Source organism: Bradyrhizobium sp. 132, assembly GCF_023074185.1.
GTDB lineage: Bacteria > Pseudomonadota > Alphaproteobacteria > Rhizobiales > Xanthobacteraceae > Bradyrhizobium.
The window spans coordinates 49,727-74,702 of the sequence record NZ_JADPKY010000114.1; the positions used below are offsets into that span (position 1 = coordinate 49,727).

The 24,976-nt window shown below is 58.0% G+C and carries 18 protein-coding genes, 4 pseudogenes and 1 other annotated feature; of the genes and pseudogenes, 11 read left to right on the forward strand and 11 right to left on the reverse strand.

Annotated features, from left to right (window positions below):
* Positions 1-53 precede the first annotated feature (53 nt).
* Positions 54-1,903: pseudogene (locus IVA74_RS24250) on the forward strand (caspase family protein).
* 159 nt (positions 1,904-2,062) lie between these two features.
* Here the strand turns inward: IVA74_RS24250 and IVA74_RS24255 are convergent.
* Positions 2,063-2,335, reverse strand: a complete 273-nt coding sequence (locus IVA74_RS24255) for an AbrB/MazE/SpoVT family DNA-binding domain-containing protein (RefSeq protein WP_247348815.1) — start codon at positions 2,333-2,335, stop codon at positions 2,063-2,065.
* 577 nt (positions 2,336-2,912) lie between these two features.
* Between IVA74_RS24255 and IVA74_RS24260 the strand changes: the two genes are divergently transcribed.
* Positions 2,913-4,271 (forward strand): integrase arm-type DNA-binding domain-containing protein, encoded by a 1,359-nt coding sequence (locus IVA74_RS24260; protein ID WP_247348859.1) that lies wholly within the window; start codon positions 2,913-2,915, stop codon positions 4,269-4,271.
* Here the strand turns inward: IVA74_RS24260 and IVA74_RS24265 are convergent.
* On the reverse strand, positions 4,216-4,542 hold the full coding sequence (locus tag IVA74_RS24265) for a hypothetical protein (RefSeq protein WP_247348817.1): 327 nt from the start codon (positions 4,540-4,542) through the stop codon (positions 4,216-4,218). The two genes, IVA74_RS24260 and IVA74_RS24265, sit on opposite strands and share 56 nt — an antisense overlap.
* Positions 4,543-5,369: 827 nt before the next feature.
* Here IVA74_RS24265 and IVA74_RS24270 point away from each other — a divergent pair.
* From IVA74_RS24270 to IVA74_RS24285, 4 genes and pseudogenes are all read left to right on the forward strand, one after another.
* On the forward strand, positions 5,370-5,681 hold the full coding sequence (locus IVA74_RS24270) for a helix-turn-helix transcriptional regulator (RefSeq protein WP_247348820.1): 312 nt from the start codon (positions 5,370-5,372) through the stop codon (positions 5,679-5,681).
* On the forward strand, positions 5,674-6,918 hold the full coding sequence (locus tag IVA74_RS24275; RefSeq protein ID WP_247348822.1) for a type II toxin-antitoxin system HipA family toxin: 1,245 nt from the start codon (positions 5,674-5,676) through the stop codon (positions 6,916-6,918). The genes IVA74_RS24270 and IVA74_RS24275 overlap by 8 nt, the downstream gene beginning before the upstream one ends.
* Before the next feature lie 65 nt (positions 6,919-6,983).
* Positions 6,984-8,267 carry an FAD-binding oxidoreductase gene (locus IVA74_RS24280; protein WP_247348824.1) on the forward strand — a complete coding sequence of 428 codons (1,284 nt, stop codon included), beginning with the start codon at positions 6,984-6,986 and terminating at the stop codon, positions 8,265-8,267.
* Between the two features lie 437 nt (positions 8,268-8,704).
* Positions 8,705-9,403 (forward strand): annotated as a pseudogene (locus IVA74_RS24285) (ornithine cyclodeaminase family protein).
* 943 nt (positions 9,404-10,346) lie between these two features.
* Here the strand turns inward: IVA74_RS24285 and IVA74_RS24290 are convergent.
* Entirely contained in the window at positions 10,347-10,739 is a 393-nt protein-coding gene (locus tag IVA74_RS24290; RefSeq protein WP_039798703.1) for an avidin/streptavidin family protein, read from the reverse strand.
* A gap of 484 nt (positions 10,740-11,223) precedes the next feature.
* On the opposite strand from IVA74_RS24290, the gene IVA74_RS24295 reads away from it, so the two are divergent.
* Positions 11,224-11,457, forward strand: a complete 234-nt coding sequence (locus tag IVA74_RS24295; protein ID WP_247296097.1) for a hypothetical protein — start codon at positions 11,224-11,226, stop codon at positions 11,455-11,457.
* Here the strand turns inward: IVA74_RS24295 and IVA74_RS24300 are convergent.
* The 4 genes from IVA74_RS24300 to IVA74_RS24315 form a co-directional block, all read right to left on the reverse strand.
* Positions 11,452-11,850 (reverse strand): hypothetical protein, encoded by a 399-nt coding sequence (locus tag IVA74_RS24300; RefSeq protein WP_247348826.1) that lies wholly within the window; start codon positions 11,848-11,850, stop codon positions 11,452-11,454. The genes IVA74_RS24295 and IVA74_RS24300 overlap by 6 nt on opposite strands.
* Positions 11,851-12,300: 450 nt before the next feature.
* Positions 12,301-12,810: a GNAT family N-acetyltransferase gene (locus IVA74_RS24305; RefSeq protein ID WP_247348828.1), complete on the reverse strand. Its 510-nt coding sequence runs from the start codon at positions 12,808-12,810 to the stop codon at positions 12,301-12,303.
* Between the two features lie 71 nt (positions 12,811-12,881).
* A complete protein-coding gene (locus IVA74_RS24310) occupies positions 12,882-14,096 on the reverse strand; it encodes a hypothetical protein (protein WP_247348829.1) in 1,215 nt (404 codons plus the stop codon).
* Positions 14,093-15,631: a coproporphyrinogen-III oxidase family protein gene (locus tag IVA74_RS24315; protein WP_247348832.1), complete on the reverse strand. Its 1,539-nt coding sequence runs from the start codon at positions 15,629-15,631 to the stop codon at positions 14,093-14,095. Before IVA74_RS24315 ends, IVA74_RS24310 begins: the two co-directional genes overlap by 4 nt.
* Positions 15,632-17,210: 1,579 nt before the next feature.
* Here IVA74_RS24315 and ybgC point away from each other — a divergent pair.
* Positions 17,211-17,654: a tol-pal system-associated acyl-CoA thioesterase gene (gene ybgC / locus IVA74_RS24320; RefSeq protein ID WP_247348833.1), complete on the forward strand. Its 444-nt coding sequence runs from the start codon at positions 17,211-17,213 to the stop codon at positions 17,652-17,654.
* A 146-nt stretch (positions 17,655-17,800) separates the two neighbouring features.
* Here the strand turns inward: ybgC and IVA74_RS24325 are convergent.
* Both IVA74_RS24325 and IVA74_RS24330 read right to left on the reverse strand, forming a co-directional pair.
* A pseudogene (locus IVA74_RS24325) lies at positions 17,801-17,989 on the reverse strand (ISL3 family transposase); the annotation flags it as partial.
* 62 nt (positions 17,990-18,051) lie between these two features.
* Positions 18,052-19,283, reverse strand: a protein-coding gene (locus tag IVA74_RS24330; protein WP_247348835.1) for an IS3 family transposase whose coding sequence is annotated in 2 segments (ribosomal slippage) — positions 18,052-18,992 and positions 18,992-19,283 — 1,233 coding nt in all. Because the reading frame shifts where the segments join, the coding sequence is not laid out codon by codon here.
* Positions 18,883-18,999 (reverse strand) — a sequence feature (AL1L pseudoknot). (Overlaps the previous gene by 117 nt.)
* 98 nt (positions 19,284-19,381) lie before the next feature.
* Here IVA74_RS24330 and IVA74_RS24335 point away from each other — a divergent pair.
* Positions 19,382-19,867: an ABC transporter substrate-binding protein gene (locus IVA74_RS24335; protein WP_247348837.1), complete on the forward strand. Its 486-nt coding sequence runs from the start codon at positions 19,382-19,384 to the stop codon at positions 19,865-19,867.
* A gap of 3 nt (positions 19,868-19,870) precedes the next feature.
* On the opposite strand, the gene IVA74_RS24340 is transcribed toward IVA74_RS24335, so the two are convergent.
* A complete protein-coding gene (locus IVA74_RS24340) occupies positions 19,871-20,836 on the reverse strand; it encodes a hypothetical protein (protein WP_247348839.1) in 966 nt (321 codons plus the stop codon).
* A 28-nt stretch (positions 20,837-20,864) separates the two neighbouring features.
* Positions 20,865-22,724 (reverse strand): caspase family protein, encoded by a 1,860-nt coding sequence (locus IVA74_RS24345; RefSeq protein ID WP_247348841.1) that lies wholly within the window; start codon positions 22,722-22,724, stop codon positions 20,865-20,867.
* 675 nt (positions 22,725-23,399) lie between these two features.
* Between IVA74_RS24345 and IVA74_RS24350 the strand changes: the two genes are divergently transcribed.
* Together IVA74_RS24350 and IVA74_RS24355 are read left to right on the forward strand one after the other, a co-directional pair.
* The gene (locus IVA74_RS24350; RefSeq protein ID WP_247348843.1) at positions 23,400-23,777 is read left to right on the forward strand and encodes a hypothetical protein; all 378 of its coding nucleotides are present in this window, start codon (positions 23,400-23,402) and stop codon (positions 23,775-23,777) included.
* 200 nt (positions 23,778-23,977) lie between these two features.
* A pseudogene (locus IVA74_RS24355) lies at positions 23,978-24,950 on the forward strand (IS481 family transposase).
* Positions 24,951-24,976 lie beyond the last annotated feature (26 nt).

Below are 24,976 nucleotides of genomic sequence, written 5' to 3' on the forward strand. Positions count from 1 at the left end.
CTTGCCTTTCGGCAGGCTCCGCATAGGCTGCGCGCTTGCTGTTTGGGGCTACGATGGGCGCTTTTCGCTGGTTTTCAGTGTTCCTTTTGATCTGGCTGACCTGCGGAGCGGCGCAGGCCGAACGTCGGGTTGCGCTCGTCATCGGCAATTCTGCCTACAAGAGCGTTCCCCGGCTCGCCAACCCCGTGAACGATGCGACGCTGGTCGGCGGCATGTTCAAGAAGGCGGGCTTCGACAGCGTCGACATCAAGTTGGATCTGAATGCCGTCGAGATACGAAAAGCTCTGCGCGAGTTTGGCGGTCGAGCGCGCGATGCCGAGGTGGCCGTCATCTACTATGCGGGGCACGGCATCGAGCTGGACGGCACCAATTACCTGATTCCGACCGACGCAGCGCTGGAGACTGACAGTGACGTTCTTGACGAGACGGTGGCGCTTGACCGGGCGCTGTTCGCAGTCGAGCCTGCAAAGCAGCTTCGCCTCGTCATTCTCGATGCCTGCCGCGACAACCCGTTCGCCAAGACCATGAAGCGGACCGTCGCCGCGCGCGCCATCGGTCGCGGCCTCGCCAAGATCGAGCCTACGAGCCCGAACACGATGATCGCGTTTGCCGCGAAGGCGGGGTCGACGGCCTCGGACGGCGACTCCAAGAACAGTCCGTTTGCGGCTGCGCTGGTCGAACGCCTCCCTACGCCGGGACTCGATCTGCGCAAGGCCTTCGGCTTCGTCCGCGACGATGTTCCCAAGAACACCGGCTACAAGCAGGAGCCTTACGTCTATGGCTCGCTCGGCGGCGATGACGTGTCACTGGTCCCGGCCAAGCCGGTCGCGGAAGGGCCGCAGGCGAGCCCGCAGGACGCGATCCGCCGAGATTACGAACTCGCGCTCCAGATCGCCACCCGAGAGGTCTGGACCGCTTTTCTCGGCAATATCCCGATGGTTTTTACGCGAGCCTCGCCAAGGGGCAGTTGAACCGGATAGCGGTCGAGGACACCCGCGCTGCTGCTGCCGACAAGGCCCGGCGGGCTGAAGATGAGAAGGCCCGGCTCGTGGCCGAGCGCGCCCAGAAGGCCGAACAGGACAAGGCGGCCGCCGCAGCCAGGGCTGCCGAGGACGCCAAGCTTGCGGCAGAAAAGGCCAATCGGGCCGAGGCGGCGAAAGCAGCTGCTGCCGAGCAGCGGCGCAAGGAGGCCGAAGGCGCTGTCGCAAAGGCGTTGGCCGAAAAGCAAGCCGCCGAGAAGGCGCTCGCCGACAGAATTACGAATGACAAGGCGGCTGCCGAGCTGGCGGCCCGACAGGCGGCGGAGAAGAAGGCGGAGGTGGAGGGCGAACAGAAAGTCGCAGCCGTCGCTCCCGCTTCATCACAGCCCAGCCGGTCTCCTCAGGAGACGGCAAAGCTGCTGCAGTCAGAATTGCGCCGGGTCGGTTGTCTGGCAACAGCAGCCGACGGCGACTGGAACGCTTCGTCGCAGCGCTCGCTGATCTTGTTCAACAAGCACGCCGGGACGAAGTTTGACGCCAAGCTTGCGAGCTTCGACGCGCTGGACGCGATCAAGACCAAGCCCGGCCGCGTCTGTCCGCTGGTGTGCGATCGCGGCTTCAGAGCTGACGGCGATCAATGTTCTAGGATCACATGCAGGGCAGGGTCCCGCGTCAACGACGACAACGAATGTGAAAAGGTCCCTGACAGGAAGCCCGCCACCGCGCGTGAGGACTCCAAGAAACGGGACGAGCAACGGAAGCAGGTCGAGTCGGCGCCGGCCAAGCCGCAAGCTACCGGCCAGATGTTTTGCAACGGTGCGGGATGCAGGCCGGTTCGATCAGGTTGTAAGCTAGTCCCGGGTGGCTCCGGTCTCGCTTCCGGAGACGGTAGATCGAAAGCGATGATGGAGATCTGTGGCTGAGCTTCCGTTCGAATGCGGCTACGGCAACCAGACCTTTGCGAAGCCCATCGCCTTCGCTGATCTGACGAAGCGTTGATCAAACGTCAGGAAGGCACGGCTTTCGCTTTCTTCGATTGCTGGGGATGATTGCCCGTCAGGTAGCGAACGACGAGATCAGTATCAATCGCGAGCATGACGTCGTCGCGCCTCCGCGGCGATACCCGCCTCCATCTCTGCCACGCTCTTTGGCTTGCCCCGATAGGGGAGCGACGCGAAGACGTCCGCCGACCTGGCCGCGGGGAACAGCGAGGACGGTTTTGGAAGCACTCCGTCCGGCGTGTTCTCGATCGTGAGCTGCGTACCCGCCCGCCAGCTGAGCTCATCACGGATCGCCTTCGGCAGGACGACTTGGCCCTTGGTCGAGACGGCCGTTGTCAGCTTGGCGGCAGCCATGAGGTATCGCTGGTAAGACCCAAGTAAGACAGGTCGGCTCGCTGCTTCAAGCAAGGGCGAGCAGCCTTCGATCGCAGCGGATGGTCACATCCTGCCCGTGTTTTGCCCGACGAGTCAAATTTGAATTCGGAAAATGCGTAACCTATTGTTTTCGCTCACGTCGGCTACTGTGCATGGGGTTGTTTTTCGAATTTCTGAATCGGACGGGTCAGACAGCCGCAGTGAGCAGTCAGGTGTCCGGATTGTTCGAACCTGGAAGGTTCAGGAAGGTGGATGGTGGGCGCACAAGGGATCGAACCTTGGACCTCTCCCGTGTGAACCACAACTGGTGGACTGTAGCCAACCTAATCCAGCCATAGTTTTATTGCAAAAGTCCTTGTAAGGTAAGGACTTGTTGCCATATTGGACCATCCGTGGCCTGGGTTGGCCTTACCACATGTTGTATGTCCCTGCTGTGCCCTTCGGAGGATTTCCCTTAGGGCACATTAACTGGGAACGCGAAGGCAATGGCTTGTGGTCCATTTCTTCTAGGATCGCCGCGACCCGTCTCAGGGCGCAAGGAGCGAGAGCACAAACGATGGAAAAGAGTAAAGAATCTCTCAGAGCTGAAGGAACGACGAACTACCTGAGACTCACTGACGCGGCCATCCGTGCGGCGACGCTGCCGCCGGGCAAATCGCAGCACTATCTGCACGACACAGAGCAGCCGGGGCTCGCGATCAGGATGCGCGCGACGGGTGGCAGGACCTGGGTCTTCATGTTCACGAAGCCTGGGACGAAAGGCACCCAACGCAAGACGCTGGGTGCATGGCCCAAATTCAATGAGAAGGCCGCGCGCAGGGCCGCCACCGTCGTCGCTGGGGAGGTGGTCATTGGGATCGATCCCAATGAGGGCAAGCGCGAGGCGAAGCGGCAAGCGCTGGCCGAGCGGCAGTGCACGACACTGGCGACCTTGATCGTTGAAGATGGCCCCTACGAAATGTCCCTGACCGGGCGCCAGGTCGTCAACTGGAAACCGGCTATGTCGGCACTCCGACGCGGTCTGAAAGATCATTTCGACCTCGCCATCGCCGAGCTCACGCGACGGCAAATCATGGCGGCGGTGGACAGGATCGGCAAGACCGGCAAGCGCGGCGCAGCAAAGGACTTGCGCAAGCACACGCACACGTTCCTCGAATGGTGCGTCGGCGAAGGCTACGTCGAGCACAACGTGCTCGCCGGCTATCGCGTGCCCAAGGAGACGCGCGCGCAGCGGGTCGGGCGCCGAACGAAGGGCCGGGCGCTGCTCGACGAGGAGATCATCAAAGTCTGGCACGCATCCGGCAAGCTTGGGACGTTTGGGCTATTGACACGAATGTGCCTACTTGGCGGCCCGCGCCGCAGCGAGCCAGCCATGATCGAGTGGCAAAATCACGTCATGGATGACCGCATCACTTTCGAGGCAGCATGGACCAAGATGGGCGTTTACCACGACGTGCCGCGTACCCACCTCGTTGAGGAGGTGCTTACGGCCGCAAAACATTTCCAGCGTGCGACGTCGGACTATGTCTTCCCGTCACCGAAGACCGGCGGCCAGATGTCGGGCTTCACAAACTTGGTCGACCGCCTGGTCAAGGAAGCGGGTGTCGCCAAGTTCACAATGCATGACTTAAGGCGCAGCTTGCGAACCATCATGTCACGCTGCGGCTATGACAACGAAATCCAGCGGTTGTGTGTCGGGCAAAAGCCGCGCGGGATCGATCAGGTCTACAATCACGACGAACAGTGGATCATCCGCAAGATGGCGTTCGAAGCTGCTCATGACTACATCGCGGAGTTGGTCGGCGCTAAACGGGGAGGCAAGGTCGTGCGCCTGCAGCGGACGAATCCGCTCGATCCCATCAAGGCCGAATTGCTTGGCCGTCTTCGCGAGCATTATGCGGCTGCAACGACTTAGTTGTCTCATCGCGTCCGGCCAGATAGTCGCGCACCGCATCAACTCGGTAAAGCGGGCGGCCATCGACGTAGCGCCATTTCAGCGGGTGGTTCGGATTGCGCCGCCATAGCTCCAGGGCTCCAGGCGTGCGCCGGATCACGGCGGCCGTTTCTAATGCCGTTAAGTTTGAGCTGCCCGGCAGCGAATCGATATCGAACGTCGCGGGCGGCGGCATGCCGCGATTCTTCCGAGGTCGCTTCATGGTGCGGAGCGTCTCCTTCAAGTGGCCCATCGTCAACTCTCACGATTGAAGCGAGCGAGGCTCTTGTGTATTCGCCTGGTCGCTTCTTGGGCGGGGACGTCAAGAGAATCAACGCAGTCGTCGAACTTTCCCTGTCGAGTGCCGCCGATTTGACCATCATGCTCCGGTTGATGTTGCATAGGAACACGTTAATTGCGCGTCGTAGGATTGGATATCAACGCGAATAGAAGAAAAGTTGCTGGTAGCTAGCCGAGACCACTCCGCTCGCATTGCGGCCCTGCGAGTGGCCACGTCAGCGGCCCGGTCACGCCCGCAGGCTATTGGCCGTCATGGGAAGCATGTCGAAGAATGAAAAACGAATTGATAGGTAGTTCGACGCTTCGTAGCTACATCGAGGCGGGCCGGCGGACATCGGAATTGATTTGGCAATACGGACTTGCTTGGCGCCAAAGGCGCCTCACGGAAACGACTCGGCACGACGCCACTAGGACGGCGCGTCATGGAAGAACTTCGATGATCCATCTACCGACCGCTTTCAACTGGCGTTCCATAAAAGCGACGCACCGCGGTCCAGGATCGGGTTCGTTCCCTGGCTGCCATTCCTATGCGCCCAATGCACGCGAGCGCCATGGGAATCTGTGTCAACCTGGCGATAAGATCTGGCTCCTTCATCGCGTCAGGCGCATTAGCCCCAAGGGCCATTCTGGCAGCAGAGTCAACAGTTTAGACGACAATGCCGCTGGAACAAGATATGTTTAAGGATCATTATCGATAAGAAGATCTGTTCACGTTTCGCTTGACTGCGATCTGCGATCTGTTTACATATCATTTCGGGGTTAATGATCCGGGAACATATCATGGCTTCGGCTCCAAGCCCGCTGCTCGAGGAACTTGGCCTGCACTTTCGCAGAGCGCGAAGGGCTGCTGGCCTGTCCCAGGAGCAAGTCGCCCTCCGGGCGAACATTAGCAGGCCCCGCTATCGCGACATTGAAACGGGTGCCGCTGCAGCGCGCGCAACGACACTCGTCAACGTTGCTCGCGCCCTTGGCATGGAAATGATGCTGATTCCGCAAGCGATGGTACCGGCTATTCAATCAATGCTGCAGCCAGCTACGGGCGATGATGACCATCCTGCGTTCACGTCAGATGTTGAGGAGGAGCATGAATAAGCCTGTCCTCGCGGCTGAACGTATCCAATCGCTCGACATCTCATTAAACGATCTTGCCGTCGGCACGCTCGTGCGAACGCCGGGCGACTACAGCGCATTCAATCTCTTGCCCGCGTATCGGAGCTTGAACGACCCTCCGATTTTCAGCCTGTCGCTTCGCTCGGCGGATGGCAGCCTCCGCCGGGATCCCAAACCCATACGCGGCGCGCTGCCGCCGTTCTTCGCGAACTTGCTGCCCGAAGAGAAACTGCGCGAAGCAATGGAAAAGCACCACGCAGCGTCAGTAAGACCTGGAAACGACTTCGATCTCTTGGCAGCACTGGGGACAAATCTACCGGGAGCGGTACGAGCGTTGCCGAGCGACGGCGTTCCCGTTCTGGCCGGGCCAGAATCAGAAGGCAAGAAGAAGGCGCGCTTTTCGCTCGCCGGTGTCCAGATGAAGCTCTCCGTCATCAAAAATACCGGAAAAGAAGGGGGGATCACGCTGGCCGTCGACGATGAGCAAGGGCAGTACATCGCGAAATTTCCCTCCCTCACCCACATTGGGCTTTCGGAAAACGAATTCGCGATCCTAGCCTTAGCGGAAGCGCTAGGGATGGAAGTGCCTGCACGTGAGCTCGTCGAAAAGACGGATTTCGCCGGCATTCCGGAAGAGTTTAACACCATGTCCACGGGCAAAGTGCTTCTTGTCCGTCGCTTCGATCGCGGTGCCGATGCAGCGCGCGTGCATATGGAGGACTTTGCACAGGTCTTCGGCCGCTATCCGTCCGAGAAATATACCGGTGCGGCGTATCACAATATCGCGGCCGCGCTGAACAGCGGTGTCTCGTTCGATTCCGCGATCGAATTTGTCCGTCGTCTTGCGCTCACCGCGATCACCGGCAATGGCGACATGCATCTCAAGAATTGGTCGTTACTGTATCCTGGAGACGGACGGAGGCCTACGTTGGCGCCAATCTACGACGTGCTCTCAACAATTTCGTATATCCCGAAAGATGGTCTAGCATTGAGCCTTGCGGGCGAAAAGTCATTCAAGGCCCTGACTCCAGAGCGCTGGCGCAATTTCGCGAACCGCAGCCGTCTTCCAGAGGGGGCAGTGGTGACGGCTGTAGCTGAGACCGCGGCGGCCGTGCGCGACAGGTGGTCAGTTCTTCCAGAACGCGACGTCGTGCCTGGGCAGGTTCTCGAACGGATCGATGCACATATCGACGAAATGGTACCCATCCTTGACCCTTAGGCGCGGCACTGATTGCAGCACGACCTGGGCTGATCAAGAACCAAGAATAGTATGAGGATTGCTGGATGCGAAACAATTCAGCATCACATGGATTGTGGGCTCTCACCGCGCCACCGGCGCCAGACACTGTTTCCCTCGCCAGTGACACCGCAGCGGATGTGATCGTGATTGGCGCTGGATATACCGGGCTGTCGTCTGCACTTCATCTCGCCGAAGGAGGGGCGCGCGTCGCGCTGTTGGAGGCGTCCGAAATTGGGTTCGGCGGTTCGGGCCGGAACGTCGGTCTGGTTAACGCGGGCATGTGGGTGATGCCTGACACCCTTCCGGATACGCTCGGCGTCCCGTTCGGCGAACGGTTGATTGAACAACTCGGCCGTGGACCGCAAAAGGTGTTCGACCTCATCCAAAAGCATGGCATCGAATGTGAAGTGGAACGTGCCGGTACCCTGCATTGTGCCGTCGGACGTAAGGGCTTGCAAGAGATCGAGGCCCGCGCCGAACAGTGGCAGAAGCGTGGCGCCCCTGTCGTAGTGCTAAATGCAGATGAGACACGCAGGAAAGTCGGCGGTGGCGAATACAGCGGGGCGCTGCTCGATAAGCGCGCCGGGACGATACAGCCGCTGGCCTATGTGCACGGTCTAGCGAGAGCCGCGCTTGCAGCGGGGGCTAGGATATTCACACAGAGCGAGGCTGTTACTGCGCAACACAACGGCCTGCGCTGGAGGATTAGCACAGAAAGCGGATCGGTAGATGCGGAATGGGTGATCGTTGCGACGGATGCCTATGCTAAAGGACTTTGGTCGCAGGTACGGCAGGAGCAGATCCATCTGCCCTACTTCAACTTTGCTACAGGTTCTCTGCCGGATGGTCTGAGGAAGTCGATCCTGCCTGAACGGCAGGGAGCGTGGGACACTCGAGAGGTCCTCTCTTCATTTCGCTTGGATCGCTCCGGGCGCCTCGTGTTTGGCAGTGTTGGTGCCCTTGAGGGTATTGGCGCATCCGTTCACCGGGCATGGGCTCAGAGATCGTTGCGCAAGCTGTTTCCGGGACTTCAGCATGTCGAGTTTGAAACCGGCTGGTTCGGCATGATTGGAATGACCTCGAACAACCTGCCGCGCTTTCACGAGCTCGACCGCAACGTCGTTGCTTTCAGCGGTTACAACGGTCGCGGCATCGCACCTGGCACAGTCTTTGGCAGTGTGTTGGCTTCGTACGTTCTGGGTCAGATCGCGGAGAACGATCTTCCGCTGCCGGTCACTGCCGTTGAACGGCGACGCTTTCGTGCCGCGCGGGAAGCCTTCTACATCGCGGGGTCCCAACTTGTTCACCTAATGGATACCCGGTTCTGATTACTCAAACGAGTTCGCCAAGTATGGGACTGTCATCGGCATGCTCATGACTCAACTTCGCGCTCCGACGGCCATTGACCTCGATCTGTTGCTACGAGGCGAGAGATTTTGTGTTCTGTACGTTCAGTCGAGCTTCACACGGAATTTAAACGCTGGCGACGGCCTCTTTGGCGGCGGTATAGACCGTGCTGTCATCGAGCGACGGGTGCTAAACTCGTCCGAACTTCGAATGAAAACGAGGAAATCATGTCGCGTTATTTCTCCGCCCAGAGGTAGATGCCGGCCTCGACTATCCCAGGTTGATCGATGCCTTAAGCGAAGCCGTCCGGCGCGGCGGAGAAGCGATGCCAGTGCGGCAGAGCTATAATGTTGGTACCGCTGCAAGCCCAGGTCGTCTCCTGACAATGCCGGCTTGAGAGCGGGGCAAGGCACTCGGCGTGAAGCTGGTGACCGTGTTTCCGAAGAGCGGGGCATGCGGTCTCCCTGCCTTTCCTCGCTCTACATGCTGTTCGACGGCAACCGGCCGGCCGCGCGCAATGATCGATGGCGAAACACTCACTAATCGGCGTACAGCCGCCGCCTCCGCGCTCGCATCACGACATCTCTCACGCCCCGACAGCCGCACGCTGCTGCTGATTGTAACCGGCCTGCTCGCCTCCTATTTGGCCGTTGCCCATCGCGCAGTTAGGCCGATTGAAGCCGTGCTGGTCTGGGGATGCAATGCGCAACGTGTCCAAGCTCTCGCGGACACGCTTGAGCATCAGGGTCTCAAGGCGAAACCGGCTGCTGATCTGACGGACGCTCTCTCGGTGGCGGACATCGTTAGCTGCGCCACCACGTCACGTGAGCCGCTGATCGTAGGCCAGCACCTCAGGCCAGGAACACATCTCGATCTCGTCGGCGCATTCACGCCAGAAATGCGTGGACCGACGACGATGCTGTTTGCCGCAGCCGCGTGTTCGTAGATACTATGCGGGTGCCCCCAGGCCGGTGGGACGCCTCAATGATTTGTGGGGGATCTTCATGAGTTAACCAATGGTTTGAAGTCTGGCCGCCTTTCGCAGCAAGAGATCACTCTCTTCAAGTCTGTTGGGGCCGCAATCGAAGATCTTGCGGCTGCGAATCTTCTTACATGAGAAATAATGGTTTTGAAAAAACACGAGATCGCGTATTAACACTGATGTGCGCCTTCATGCGAGGTTGCCGACTCTGAAGTGTTTCGCCGAAGTCAGATCGAGGCATGTAAGCGCGAAGAATGCTGACGCCCTAGGCGAATCACTGTTGACGCATCATGTAGCTGATAGCGCGAATCATCCTGTACGCAGATTTTCTGCCGATACCTCGCCTGAGCTGCCAGTCTTGATCTCGAACCTGATCAAGGCCCCCTCTGCAAGACGGTATAGCCGGCCTTCTCGACCGCCCTATGTGCACGAAAACGTCGGCTCCGCCATCATCCAGCTTGATAAATCCATAGCCTGGGTCGCGTTTAACCACTTTACGATGCCAGTTGTCACTAAGTATCTCCAATTCCAAATGACGGGATCTACCTAATGGCTAGAGAGGGATCAAGTCCGTACTCGTTGCGAACGTGCGATCTTGTCGCCGCGCAACATGAACCGGCAATAGCAAGCAGCTTCGCGGAACGGTTAGACTGAGCGCGCCCTTGGCTACTTCCGGCGGCGAAGCCTGCGAATCGCGCTGTGTGAGAATTCTGGGTATCGAGAGCTGAAAATTCACGTCGTCAACCAAACTCAGGCAACGCGACCGCCGCAGATATTAGCGGCATCTGCCGGAGCCCGCGCTCGGCTTCAAAACAAGGACCTGAAAAGTAACGGTAGTGCACGGATCTGCCCGCGATTCGGACGCAAATTCAGAATGTCCTTTCGGATTTCGGGAGAGGCCCTTTGATGTTTTTTCCGGGCCGTTCGGCACGACTTGCCGGCTGTCCAGCATCGAAGCTGATCCTGGACAGGCCAGTGCTCCACGAAGGCGAGCCCACATTTCCCGAAGAGACGCAGCCAAAAACTCGCGAGAGTGAGTTTCCAATCTAAGGTCACGACAGAGCAAGAAGATTGAAAACTACCATACGCGCGTGAATGTATCGGCACCCTTCAACTTGCCGGGCTTGCCGTTCTTGTCAACGTAGAACAGCGTCCATGAGGTCGGCATTTGAGACCCGTTGAGCTTTCCAACCCACCGGGTGAAGGAATTGCACTGGGCAAAGGTAACAACAAAATACAAGCCAGCAGGGCTAACGGCTCCCGATGCAGGATATGGAATGCCCTGGCACGCAAACCCTTGAGCATGGTTTGTGAAAGTCCCTTGTATTGCCCCGCTATTGGCGGACCAAACAAAAAGTTCTGAACCTCGTTCATTCTTCCAGTACGAGGGGGCAGGAAGCCCCTGTGCGATGGCCTCGGCGGAAAGGAAGAAGGAATGGGCGAGCAGCAAGAGTCCCAGAAGTCTCTTCATATTGAAGCCCCAAAAGAGGTCACTTAAAGGTCGCAACGTGGATCATCTAGCGTGATACAACTTGAGGTCATATTCACTGCCATTATCTCGCGTTCGGCATAGGAATGCGGCGCATATACTCGAAATCGCGCTGGATCGCGGCGTAGCCGACCCTGTCGAGCCCTCGGCGCTTCTCATCCTCGAATCGGTTCGCCTGGGCGGCCGAGCGCCGAACCGGTGCTCGGTTATTTTGATGTGCCACGCCTGTGGTCGTCGGAGGAGATGCGGAGAGTAGAGGTCATTGTCCACGAGCTGTATCGGATCGGGCAATCCGCGCCAGGACTCCGACGCGATCGAATGAGCTGCGCCGGGCAATGGGGAACCCACGGCCATCGACAGCGCGGGCGCACCGAGGCCGATCGAGCAGAAAGACGGCGCCTAACAAGGACAAACGCTGCTAATCGCCATGGTTGCAATGGTAAAGTTCCCACTGACTGGGGGCAACATGGTTAAGGCATTTCGCAATACGGTCATGGCACTTACTTTTATGGGAGTTGCCGGCTGCAACATGTTTTGGAATTTCATGAATGACTATATGGTCTGCGGCCTTGCGCTGGCGGCTTCAGTGACAGCAGGCTTTTGCGTTGAGCGCATCTTCATCGAGCGGTCCCGTCGGGAGATGATCCGCCTCTACGGCGCGGACTGGCATTCGGCGGAGAACCGACAGCTCGACTCATGAACGTAACCCGTCGCCCGCCGTCATTTTCATCATCCAATTGTTCGCATTCGACCCGAGGAGCCTGGCCCGATCGAGCCTGGCCCGATGATTAAACCGGTCCATCCATTCCGGTTCGCTCGCATCGAGCGCCTGCGAGAGCTGCTTGAACGAGACTACCGAATGGTAGTTGACCCGAATACGGGCGTGAGCACCACGAAGCTGGTGAGACACGATCCGCAGCTGCTTGATGCAGGTTTGGTACTCGATCGTGATCCAGAAGGGTGCGAGCTGGGTCCTTGGTCGAGAGCCTGCGAGCGCTACGGCACGCAACCGGTCGATACGCCCGAGTAGCATCACGATCTGGAAGGGCGACCACCACAAGCTGGTAGGGGGCGATTGGACGCGCCCGTGCATCCACCACCCGCATCGCCAAGAGCGGACTTTTGGATTCCATACGCAACAGAATGTTGCGGTTGAATCGAGGTGGATTTGTATGCCGGCTGGCAAGGCTCACGTCGCGAGCCCACGACACTCCAGAGCGTCTTCGCCTATCCGCCGCTGGCGCACCGTATCAGCTCTCGTTTTGAATGCAACGCTGGCTCGGCCAGACGTGAGTTTGTGCGTGCGTTCGAGGCCTATCGGTCGCGAAACCTTCACGTCCTTGTCAGCTACAGTGACACGATTCATTCCGATCGCAGATCTCGCGAAGCTCAATGAGAAAGTCCTCGCGGATGATACGGTTGTATCTGAGCGCATTCCACGTCATTCCCAAGGAGCGAGATTGGGCATTTCGGCTAGTCAGGGGGCAAGTGATTGAATTTGTGCTCGTTGCGCGTCCGTAGAGCTTCACTGGATTGTCCGGTCTCACAACCTCATTTGCTCAGCGGGGGGCATTCCTGGCCAAATGAGCCGCTTCTCGTAGAAGATCACTGCATATCCGTGCAACATCCCTTCCCTGCGGCGAACATAGCCAGCGCTCTCATAAAGTCTTTGGGCCCCTACTTGGATCGTTGTTGTATCGAGCATTATCCACTTGAAACCGAGAGCAACAGCTCGCGACTCCAATTCACGAAGAACCCTCCTTCCAAACCCTCGTCGCTGAAAGACGGGGTCGACCCGCATACGTTTTAGTTCTGCGATATCATCATCAAAAGGTTTCAGCCCACCCATGGCAGCGAACCGGGGACCAATATGCGCAACTACGAAGTCACCGCCCGAGGCGATGTATACTTCCCCGATATTGCGTAAATCATCCTCCCAAGCCCCTTCCGGGCCACACACACCAACATCCTGCGATGCGCTTCTGTGCAGATGCCATGCATCATCGCTATCCCCGGACTCGAACCGACGAAGGATCAGTTCGTCTTGAGACATCGACTATTACCTCTCGACCGGTGGCGGACGCCTGCGCCTTTGTTTTTAGCCACGCAGAGACCACCGTCGGCTTACGGGCGCGCCTCTGTCAACAGCCGCTGAGAAAGGACAGCCTCAACACTTTCCGATACCTCAACTCCGACAACTGGACGACCCGGCTCAACCGTATATTTTAAGGCCGTACTACGATGCATCCGGGTAAACCGATCCAGTGCACAAACACAGGACGTGCGCAGCGTTCCGATTTCGCCGCCGTGATGCTCCACGACTGGCGAAATGGTCGCAACCCTGGGAAAGTCCGCTTTCCCCTTTAGCCAACCTGGCTTGAGCGGTGCACTCCCTTTACCTGACGACAGCCAGCGGAATACCTCGTGAATGCATCTCTGCGGATAATATTCGGACAGCCGGTACAGATCCCTATAAAATTGCGGTTTCTGGTGGAAGAGTTCTTCACCGACCAGTAGCACCGAGACCGCCACGATACGGGCCGAGAAGCGGCCGCTTGGACCAAGCGTATTCTTATAAGGATTCTTTCCGTAAAACACACGAAATTGGCCAAATAAGTCCGGCGACATATGTTCATAAAAGCGCGTCAGAACATTGTTTGCTGACTCAAGGCGCTCCAGGCATGTCGCAAGACATTGCCCCGCATCCACGTCGGCCACATCACGCAACTTGAGCAGAGCGTCCATTGCTGACTGCAATTCGCTCTCGATGATCTGGTGGCCCAAGCAAAAATCTCGCTCCTCGACGCCGGCCGCGCCGAGGCAGTATACGCGTGGATCGTTCTGCAGCGGATTCGTAAGGATCATATCTTCATAGGAGAGGACCTCAATGCCAGGCCGCCGTTGACAAGTCGAGCGCGCAAGGCGGATCAGTACCTCTCCCACCGTCAGCTCGGCGTCCACGGGATGAAGGCCGGCAAACGCAGACATCTGATAAGCACAATTTACGAGATATTGGATGTCTGTCTTAGCGATCTCGAAGTCCGACTGCGGCAGACTTAGCAGCTGCGCTTCATAGTCCGCCTCCGCAATCAGCGCGTTGATATTACGCCCAAGAGCCTTAACCGCTTCATCTGGTCGTTCACTGCATTTGATCTCCGCAATGCAGTGCGGCAGTTGATCGGCGACAAAATTGCTGACAAGCCCAAGCGGGCGTTCTCGCTGCCGGCGATCAATGCTATCGGACAGATGCGAAAATATCTCCTCCGCCTGGCAGGGCGAGCCTTGCGGGGTGGAAACGGAAAAAGGAGCGACCATAAATGAGCGCGCACGCGACTTCATCGAAACGCAACTTGCATTTCGGCACTTGACCCGTATCGTGCGGCCGGTGAGTAATCGTGCTTTTCGAGCAGATCAGTTCGTTTGTCTCTTATCCTACTGTCGTTGTACGCGACCCGCTCGAGTATATTGTTCGAGAAAAATAGGAGCGATACGGCGCCCGAATTGATAGTGCCGGCGGCAGTTAGCGAAAGCAGGCCGTTTGAAATGCAGATGAGTCCTGCCGCGTTCAAGAGTTCAAGCTCGCGGCCAAAGCATTTCTCGATCGACACCCCAAACTCCCGCTCGAAGCGGGAGAGCAACACCCCACTGCTTCGCAGGGCAAACATTACCGTTCTGCGCATGAGATCATCTTGCGACAGGACAACACCCTTCCACACAGGCTTCTCGCCCGCCTCAACCCTATATAGGTAGCGATCTAAATCTGCCTCGTTATAGAACTGGCACTGGCTCATGTAACCAAACCCGGCAACCCCAAACGGGACCAGATTATTGTCGTTCCAGGAATCGTATTTGCGGCTCTGTTGAATTGAGTGCGGCTGCGACTGCTTACTCCAATAGAAAATCGGCCCATGGCGATAGCCGAGTTTCGTGAGGATGTGCTCGGCCATAAAATGCATGATAATGCGCTCCTTAGCCCCGGCAAATTGATATCGTCCGCTAGCCAAATGGCGGGCTACGGGGTCTGTAGATTTAAACATCAATGGGAATACATTGAACTTCTCTATTCCCATATCCAGTAAGCCGATAAGTGAGTCGTACCAGCTCCGGAGCGTTTGCTGCGGCAACCCATACATGAGATCAAGCGACAGATTCTGAACGCCCATCTCATTCAGTAACTTTACGAGTTGTACTACCTCGTCCACGTGGTGCCCGCGGTTCAATATGCGTAAAATGCTCGGATCTAAACTCTGAACGCCCAATACGAAGCGGTTTACGCCGGCTCTAAGCAGTGTGGATATGCGATCTGCAGCGTCCACTTGCTTTGCAAGAGAGGGATGCAATTCGAAACTCACTTCCGACTTAGACAAGTCAAAGCGCCGGCTAATCATGCCAAATAGCGTTTCGAGTTGACGGTTGGTTAAGAACGAGGGAGTGCCGCCTCCAAAAAAAGCAGTCTCAACAGCTCTGCCACCCAGCGCTGCGTCCGACCAACTCATCTCTTTATCTAAAGCCGCCAGATAGCGCTCCACTCGCCCGGAAGATGGATTGATTTCCTTGGCGAAGTGGCAAAAGGTACAATACTGATCACAGAAGGGCATGTGAAAATAGAGATCAATTGACGACGAAACCTGAAGCAACAACTTTTCGGCATTCAGGTCGCCCATTGCCTTGAGAGGCGGATATGTGCCGACAAGATAATCGTTGTGCATGTCAAGGTGCAAATTCCGTGACCTCAACATGTCAAGGTTAATGTCGTACGAGCGGTCGATCGCGAATTCCAAGGCCTCGGAATAGGACGGCGCACGCATTTTTTTAAACTCCTCTAGCTTTCTTGTGAAGGCAAGGCCCGATGGCAGCTTCGTTGCTCGTGTCACATCGCGCTCTTAAGCTCGGGCTCGTTACTGAAGTCGTGCATTTCGATCAGACGCGGATTTGTCGGCTCCTACTCGAGGCAACCACCGTAGAGCAGGCCGAGTGTCGCCATCCGCTCGGGGACACGCGGGATGATTATGGTTCGGCGAGGAAGACAAATGCCGTGGCCGAGGCCGAATGTCCTTCGGGCGGTGCGAAACGGCACCGAGGAAAGACTTCAGGCGCTGAGGAGTGCGAATACTGCTGGAGAAAATGGTGCTCCACCTTCGAGTGTGACCCGCGCCGGGCCGGGTCGGGCGCCGAGCTCGATCTGCTCCAGCGTGCCATTGAACAACTACTGTCCGCTCCCCTCTTCGACAGGAAGCGGCCATTGCTCGAGACCAAGCTTGATTTGGTTTCCTCCCGGTCCGACGCCAACATTCGCATGCCGCTGCATGCATTCGACACAGAGCCGCCCAAACGTGTCACACTGGTTCGGATTTGCTCGGGAGTAAGCGCGCTCAATGCTAGTCGTGTCTGGTGGTCTTGACAGTTACCCGACGCGAAGAACGACAGCGGCATCCGCGAGGGACGCGGCAAAGCTTTAGGCGGGACCGCACTCAATAGCGCAGGTCCAAGGCATTGAGTCGAGCAAGTTTCATATGAACTCCTGGGCCGGCGAATGCGAGATCGTCACGGTCGTGCGGATCCATTTACGGTGTCCCAGCAATACACGTGCCACTAAAGACATTTGCGAGCCTGGCTTGAAGAGGGCAAAACCATGTGCTTCGTGTCCACTGACGGAATACTCGCGCCTCAGTGTCTGGTCCCGGACATTAACGTCTTCAGCCGGACACGGCTGAACACGACAACGCGGAATGTTGAATGACGTTGGCGGCCTCTCATGCCGAACTCGAACATCTGCTCCAACGGCCACCTTACGACCGAATCGCTCGGCTCATGAAGGCAGCGTCCCGGCACGTGACGGATATGCAAATGAACTCGTCGCTTTCTTGCGGCGCGGTGGCCACGGAGCGACTTCGATCTATTGGCAGCGCTCGGCGCGGACTTGCCAGGCGCGGTGCGTGTCGTACCGAGCGACGAACTCGGGCGCAGAGCATCGGCGCGGCCGACTCTTCGGTCAAGGTACCGTGGATCATTCTGCCCGGTTTCATCGATCTCCATGACCATCTCACCTGGAATATCCAGCCGCGATGGCTGACCGGTCGGAGTTTAACAACTGCTATGAATGGTAGGATTCGCGGAATAGGACTGCTTGCTGAACAATCCGCACTGCCGGGCAATCCCGACTTTGGCCTGCGAAGCGGAGATGTACGCGGAGATCAAGGCGCTTGCCAGTGGGGCGACCTCGGTCCTCGGGGATTGCTGAGCAGCGATAAGAGCTCTGCAAACCAGCCGTGCGTGCGGGACTTGCCCGAAACCTGGATAGGGGGATGCCGGCTTCTCGCAAAGCAACCGGTCTCCGACCGGCCTTGCGCCGGGCAGCCTCAACCTGCACGCACCAAGCCCATTGGCACTTGCTGCGGAACGCGCCTCTGTGCAAGACAATTCGTCCCAGAACGGCAGTAGGGAAACCGCACTGTGACAGCTTCTCTTGATGGCGAAATTCGCGACGGCGGCCATCATATGCAGGTCCGCGTCTATTTCGAAGATACTGACTCCGGTCAGATTGTTTATCACGCAAATTTTTTGCGCTTCATGGAACGCGGTAGAACGAACTACTTGCGCCTGCTCGGAACCACTCAGCAAGCGCTACTCAGAGAAGCCAAGAAAGATGCGCCCGGCTTTGCCTTCGTTGTCCGCTCCATGACGATCGATTTTCTAAAACCGGCGGTCTTGGATGACCTGCTTGACGTCGTCACAATCCCGCAAGAGGTGAGGGGAGCGTCGATTGCGTTGCTGCAGGAATGCAGGCGCGGAGACGATCTCCTAGTCACGGCGCGTGTACGCGTGGCGTTTATTTCAGCCGGAAAGGCGCAGCGCATCCCGAAGTCGCTGCGGCTCGCTATGGAAGGGCTTCGATAGATCTGCCGCTTAGTTCAAGCTTTTGGCTTCCAGCGCCCCACTGAAATCAAGACATTAAGCTTCTGTTGCGACCTAGTCAAACCAGTGTTCGGGGTAATCGGCATCCAATCGGGGCTCTGACGCATATTCGATGATCGTGATTGTTTTTATGGCGCGCCAATCAGCCTAGCCTGAAGAAGATCGAGCTTAGCGCGCCCGTACATCTGCCGTTCGACCAGCTTGAGCTTGGCGATGTGAGCTTTCACTTGGCCATTGGACCATGGTTGCGTAATAGCAGCGTGCACCGCGCCCTTATCGTTGGCGATCCCATTCGCGAACGAGGCAATGAGGCTTGCGGGACATGGGCCTACAAGGGGTCTGAACCGTCCCGGGTTTGCCGGAGGCCACTTGGTTTAAGTTATGCCGCCATGGCGGGGTGTTCCATCATGGCGTAGTAGCGTTGCTCGGCTTCGGCCGGCGGGATGTTGCCGATGGGCTTGAGGAGCCTTCGGTTGTTGAACCAGTCCACCCATTCCAGCGTCGCGAACTCGACGGCCTCGAAGCTGCGCCATGGTCCGCGCCGATGGATCACCTCCGCCTTGTAAAGTCCATTGATCGTTTCGGCGAGAGCATTGTCATAGGAGTCTCCGACGCTGCCGACGGAGGGCTCCACGCCGGCTTCGGCCAGGCGCTCGGTGTACTTAATGGATACGTATTGGCTGCCCCTATCGCTATGATGCACGAGCCCGCCACGATGGACCGGCCGTCGATCATGCAATGCCTGCTCCAGCGCATCGAGCACGAAGCCTGCATGCGCCGTGCGCGAGGCTCGCCAGCCCACGATCCTGCGGGCATAGGCGTCGATGACGAAGGCGACGTAGACGAAGCCGGTCCAGGTCGCGACATAGGTGAAGTCGGAGAGCCAGAGGACGTTCGGCCTCGGCGCCTTGAACTGGCGGTTGACGTGATCCAGCGGGCATGGCGCGGCCTTGTCGCTGATCGTGGTCTTGACGGGCTTGCCGCGGATGACCCCTTGTAGGCCCATGTCCCGCATCAGTCGCGTCACGGTACAACGGGCAACATCGAACCCTTCACGCTTGAGCTGCCGCCAGACCTTGCGCACGCCGTACACGCCGAAGTTCTGATAGAAGACGCGCCGGACCTCGGTCTTCAGCGCAGCATCCTGCCGGGCGCGCGCCGACAGCCTGGCGGGATCTCGCCGCTTGGCCACATGGGCTTGATAGGTCGAGGGGGCGATCGGCAGCACCTTGCAGATCGGCTCGACCCCATGCGCCCCACGATGATCCTCGATAAAGGCGATCATGGCTTGGACCGGCGGTCGAGCTCCGCCATCGCAAAATAGGCGCTTGCCTTGCGCAGGATCTCATTGGCCTGCCGAAGCTCGCGGTTCTCTCGTTCGAGCGCCTTCAGCCTCTCGGCCGTGTCGGTCGGAACGCCGGCCCGCTGCCCGCTATCGATCTCGGCCTTCTTGACCCAGTCATGCAGCGTCTGCGGCGTGCAGCCGATCTTGGCCGCGATCGACATCACTGCCGCCCAGCGTGACGGGTGCTCACTGGCGTGATCCAGAACCATCCGAACCGCTCGGGTCCGGACCTCGGGTGAAAACTTGTTTGTCGTCTTGCTCGTCATGGCTCCATCCTCTCAGGAGTTGGAGCCTCCGGCAAACCCGGGGCGGTTCAGTGTTAGGCTTCCGATCCTTGCCAACTTCCCCTCTGGATGCTTCCCTTTTGGACGCAGCCCAGAGCCAGTTCGGCGACGACCTAGTTGGAACTATATCGTCCAGTTGGTATTTGCCTGATTTCGAGTTTTCGGCGAACCGGATGTTTGCGACCTCAATGCGGCGCGAATTTAACTCGGCGCCTGGCCTCAATGCTGCTGCGGCGTACACGTTTGGCGCGGTGCTAGAGCAAGCCTTGCAAAAACTCGGAGGTGATATCGAGGACCGACAGAGGTTTACCGAGACGCTGCGTGGATCTGAGGTGTTTGACACGATCCGCGGTCCCGTCAAATTCGACGAACGTGGGAACGTTGTTGGAATCATCTTCATCGCGAAAGCTTCGCGAATATCCCGAAGCAACACGGCGCTACTCGGAAACGAGCCAATCAAGACATATCCGTTCGTAAGCCAGTTTTGGACCTACGATCCAAAGAAATTTTTGTCCGGTCGGGCCTTTTCTCGAGAGTATCCGCCGGCGCATTATCTCGAAAGATAATGATCATACGGTCAAGGCATCCAAGACATGCTTGGCGACGTCCGGGTCGTCCAAGTACCCGATTATTCCGTGCCGGTTATCGGTACCATTCCTGACGCTGCCGTAGTTTTCGATGGCTGGGTTTACCGGGAAATTGGCTGCGTCGAGTGGGTACAGAGCGACCACGTCCCTCGGCTCAAACGCGTTGTACCAAGCTTTCGCTGGCGGTGGAAAGCCGATTGGGCGCAGTTGATCTCGTATAGCTCTAATAGCGAGTGGTGAGCCGACGGTTATGAACGCCCTCACGTTTAAGCTACGGCGGTCCGTGCGTAGTACGTTGTAGGCAACTACAGTTCCTAGCGAATGGGCAATCACGACACAGGGTTTTTCATTTAACGCAGGTCCGACGATACGGTCGACCTCGTCCCTGACGCCGGCACGTGTTGTATAAAGGTATACGTCTCGCATGATCGTCTCGATTGTGGTCTGGCTAGCTCCACCGCCATGTCGATCAATCGCACGAATGAGTGCCTGAACCCACGCCCAATTCTGCGGGCCCCGCTCGGTTGTGTTGTTCCCGAACTCCTGTTGAACCTGAGCATCCGTTACGCCTGCACCACGGCGCATGGACTCGGCGACCGATGCTTGGAATTTCAGGAAATCGTCATCTACAGGATTCCCCTTGGCCTGAACGTCATTAGTCAAGGGTAGCTCGGACTGCCGGGCGAGTTCATCCAACTTGTCCCCATAATAGGGAAACACCACCTCGAGACTATCCGGAAGGCTGCGTTTGATTTTCGCGGCGCCGCGCTGGAGCGTATCCATCCAAATTGACTTTAATTCACCGGGATCGCGCCCTTGCTGCGATCGGCCATGCACCAACACTAGTCGTACAGGGGCAAGATTAGCGGCCCGCGCGCGTGGGAGCGGAAGAATCGAGGCTGCCAGGCCAACTCCGGCTGCTGAAAGCAAATCACGACGAGTCACCATCGTCTTTCCCCCAAAGTGAATAAAACCACTATCGCGCGGCTTGGATAGCTCTGCCGATAAACTCCACGCCGGGCGGTCCAAACGTCGTCCACAAGCCCGGCCGCAAGCTATCTCGCGCGCGCTGAACATTCTCGGCCAGGGTAACTTCTCTAACGCGGAGCAATTGCCATCCTTGGGTCAACATAGGGCAAAAGGGCACGACTGAGTTTCGCAGTCCCTCGATCCGTTGGCCTGTCAATTTGTCAGCAAGCAGTGCAACGTCAAATAAATCAGCTCCAAGATCTCCCCTCATGTAGGATTGAACCGATCGTACTTGATCAGGAAGATTGGCGTCTGCGTAGGCATACGCCGCGTAAAGTCCCAATGTCGGGTCGACGCTTTTGAGAACACGAATTTGATTTGCCAGGCGTCCACCAGCATCAGTTCTCGCTTGTTTATCTCCCTCGATGCGAAAAACACCGAATTTGCTTGACGCAGCTGCCAAGGCCCGGAGCTCTTCAAGCCGAGCATTTTCGCCTGCGTACTCGCCTCGACGGGAGCCTCGCGGGGACGGTGCATACGCGACGCTTGTCACCTGTCCGTTCCTCACGGTTAGAGAGCCTATAAATCCAGGTAGCGCGGCGACGACAGTGCCCGAACCGTCCTCAAACATCAAAGCTGTGGTGACCGGTTGGGGATATGCGCCGGGAATGCTTATCATGGCGGGGCGCTCTCTCCCGTCCCCTGCGTCGACGATGTCTCCCCCTTGATCGCCTGCGACCCACACCGCGCGCACGCCAGCGCCAACCACGAAAAGACCGGTCTCCGTGTCAAAGGAATCGGCTTTCTTGGTATCGAGAAGTTCGCGTTGTACTCGACGGAGTTCGCTGTCTGCGAAAGCTCGATCGAGAGCCTGGACGTTTAGATCGCGAAGGGAAGCCAAGGGGCCAACGCGCGTGAGGCTAAACTGGTGATTGGCTATGTCCGAGACGGTTATATTGCCTGTCGTCGGCCCGGGAGTCGGCGTCGGAGTCGGAGTCGGAGTGGGTCTCGGTTGAGCTGTTGCTCGGCCAATGTATACGCTTTCGGGAGATTCGATCTTCGAATCCGGGTACTGAATGACCTTCGAATTTGCAGCCTTTAAGCGCGTCGGCACTTCTTCCAGCAGAAAGGTCTTAAGGGCGCGATTGGATATCACGTCCACGTCCCTGACTTTAGTCACCATCCCGGCCCGCGGGCTTTTGAATGCGTCCAAGAGGGTCGACGTGTAGACCCCCGCATAGTCATCGGCTGCGATCTTCAATTCGTATGCGGGAGCACCCTGCCGAGTCCCAAAGAAACGATCGACGTCGGGCGATTGGACGCCGGGTACAAAGCTCCCTCTGGGAAAAAGCACCGTTCCATGAAGAAGGGTCGTGTCAAAGTCTGGGATTGACCGGCATGCGTCGCAAATGATGACGACGTTTGGAATGGCACTTCGGTTGGCTTGATCTATACACTCAGTGACGCTGACTGCCTCGGCTAAGTCGTCGGGCGCGCCTGTCAACAGCCAAAATTCACTCGTCCCAAATGCGACGCCATGCCCCGAAAAGTAGATAAGAAGCTGAGTGAGCGTGCCTCGATTGACCAGCTCCGTGACGGCACGTTTAATACTGTCTGCCGTGACGACTCGACCATCATCATCATCGATCAATTTAACTTCGAAGCCTTCGGCGCTCAGCCAGCTAGCAACCGACTTTGCACCGGAGGCAGCCGCGCGCAGGACCGGCAAGTCGCCCGTCTTGTTGACGCCGACGACGACGGCGGCTCGCGTCGATACCCCACTGGTTTGGCCTCTCAGTGGGAGCGGCGCTGCCAATTGCGCCAAAGCCAGGCCCCCCAAAAGCACCTCGCGCCTTCTGATCGCCATCGCAACCTCCACATCGGGAAACGAGAGGGGACAGGTTATGGTAGTAAGCTGGTGGGATTTCTGAAAGAGTTTTCATACGACCGTCGGCCGCACCCTAGCGCAGCAATGCTCACCGGAATGCCCAGGTATCTTTCTGCCGGCCCTGGTGGACGCCGCCCACAGCTGCCGGGCGAGGGATCTTCGAGCGGCAGACTTGGCTTGAAGCGAGCCGTCCGGAGTGCCATCCGTCGCAGGACGGCTCGCTTGAATTGGCCGGTTTCAGTTCTACGAGGCTTGCGGGAACTGGCGCCCGCAGGCCCACTCGAGAACATCCCGCTTGCCTATGACACTCGTCCTAAAACGATGCGTCGCGCCCTGTTTAGCGACCGCGTCGGCCAGATGCGTTCGGCCTATCGCTGTCAATCGGCTTGCAAATATTGCAGGCCGAATGACACCTTTGCCTTTTTCATACCGATCCGCTCGCCAGCTTCATTCCCCAGGCCTTGAGGGAACACCATTTTGGGTCCGATAGAGAGGACGGTCGCTGCCTCGAACAGGCGCGCGGCCTGCAACCCGCCAGCACGAGCACCGCGCCAGCGACCGCAGCCACTTTTGCGAAGACGCTCGGCAAGACGACGACATCCGGCGAGCCGCGTGCCACGCACCGGCGCAGCCGTCGGCCCTATAAGGGTCCGCATGCCGTCCAAGCTCGATCCGCATATTGCTGCGATGGAGGGCTGGCTCGCTAAGCAACCGCAGTTAACTGCACTCGCCATCGTCGGCCGGCTGAGCGAGAAAGACCCCGAGGAGTTCGGGACAAGACAGCATTCGATCGTGCAGCGTCTGCTGAGGGCGCTTAGACGGAAGACGGCCGAGCAGCTGGTCGCGGAGGAGCCGCTCGACCAGGCCACCACCGCTGCCCCATTGCCCGGGGTTGTGGACGGCTCGGGCTATGTAGGGCCCGACCCGCCCACAGCCCCTCTCATCGAGCAAGCCCAAAGCCCACCTGGCGCAGTCAACCAATCGATATCGGATCGCCATCGGCAATGGCACCATCAGGGTAACATTCGCTGATGCGGCAATACGCGGGGTCAATATTGGGCTCTGACGCATATTCGATGATCGTGATTGTTTTTATGGCGCGCCAATCAGCCTTGCCTGAAGGAGATCGAGCTTAGCGCGCCCGTACATCTGCCGTTTGACCAGCTTGAGCTTAGGTGTTTGGTCCCAAGCTTTGATGGTGCATTCTTATCGCATGATTCGAAGGATGCGCTATGGGTCAAGTTTTACACGGCTGCGCCACCACGACGGAGGCAGTCCGTCGAGCAATACAAAATAGTCAAGAGAGCTTGAGAGCGCTCGCCAAGCGCTACGGTATCAACCAGAAGACTGTCGCGCAGTGGAAGCAGCGCGAGACTGTCGCCGATCGCTCGACAGGCCCCAAAGAAGCCAAGTCGACTGTCCTTTCCATCAAGGAGGAGGCGATCATCGTCGCCTTCCGGCGGCATACGCTGCTGCCACTGGACGATTGCCTCTATGCGCTGCAGCCAACCATCCCGCATCTGACGAGGTCATCTCTGCATCGCTGCCTCCAGCGTCATGGGATCAGCCGATTGCCGGAGGTCGAAGGCAGCAAGCCTTCGAAGAAACTGTTCAAGGCTTATCCGATCGGCTATTTCCACATCGACATTGCTGAGCTCCAGACCGCTGAAGGCAAGCTCTACCTCTACGTCGCCATCGATCGCACCAGTAAGTTCGCCTTCGTGCAACTGGTCAAGAAGGCGGAAAGGACCTCCGCCTCGGCCTTCCTCGGAGCTCTGATCGCGGCGGTCCGCTACAAGATCCACACGATTCTCACCGACAATGGGATCCAGTTCACCTTCCCGCCGCGCTACGCGGACGGCCCGACGGCAAAGATACGCGATCCATATGTTCGATATGCGCTGCAGGGAAAATGGCATCGAACATCGGCTGACCAAGATCAAGCATCCTTGGACCAATGGCCAGGTCGAGCGCATGAACCGAACGATCAAGGAAGCGACTGTCCAACGCTATCATTACGACCGACACGATCAGCTCAAGGCACACCTTGCCGACTTCATCACCGCCTACAACTACGCTCGGCGGCTGAAAACCCTGAAGGGCCTCACGCCTTACGAATACATCTGCAAATGCTGGACCTCCCAGCCACAACGATTCAATCTCAATCCGCTCCAGCAAATGCCGGGACTAAACACTTCCGGGTGAAGGTGGAATTGCTGCCCTAAACAAGA